At 62.0% G+C, this 588-nt stretch carries 1 protein-coding gene; it reads right to left on the bottom strand.

Annotated elements, in window-relative coordinates:
* Positions 1–49 precede the first annotated feature (49 nt).
* The gene (locus tag AC1DX0_RS36835) at positions 50–583 is read right to left on the bottom strand and encodes a TetR/AcrR family transcriptional regulator (RefSeq protein WP_477359584.1); all 534 of its coding nucleotides are present in this window, start codon (positions 581–583) and stop codon (positions 50–52) included.
* Between the last annotated feature and the right edge of the window lie 5 nt (positions 584–588).

Genomic DNA, 588 nt, shown 5'->3' with positions numbered 1-588 from the left:
CGTGCTCTCGCGCGGCSCTGCCTAGATTGGAACATGCGGGATTCCGACGTCAATCGRTCGCSGGRATCAACTTCTGMAGCGTCGGCGTCAGGATCATGCCGAAGGTCARGACATCGCCATAGGCTCGCGCGGACAGCATTGCGCCATGCACGGTCGCCATGAAAGCCTCGGCCTCAACGCGTGGCGAAGCGGAAATTGCCAGTGTGCCTTCCTCGGCACCGCGCTCGATGACGCCGGTCAGCCATCCCGAGAGAAACTGAAAGTATGCTCGCACCTCCACGGCAACCTCTGGCGGAAGGGCCGGAAGTTCACTGGCAAGCAGTGCGCAGACGCAGAACGGCATGCTCGCATCCTCGATGCACCGGGCCCAGATGCCGGCATAGGTTCGAAGCAACTCAGGCGGCTCGGGGACGTTGCGTTCAAGGTCTCCCATGCCCGCAACAGCATCCCTGAGGTAGCGCCTGACCAAGGTCTGCGCGAGGTCGACCTTGCTGGGAAAATGGTGGTGGATGCTGGCTTTGCGGATGCCAACCACCTCGGCGATGTCCGCGTAGCTGAATCCATTATAGCCGCCGGCGACGATGAAGG

Source organism: Mesorhizobium sp. P3_A9, assembly GCF_056402975.1.
Note: the sequence above shows the minus strand (reverse complement) of the source record. Positions and strands in the feature narration are given on the sequence as shown.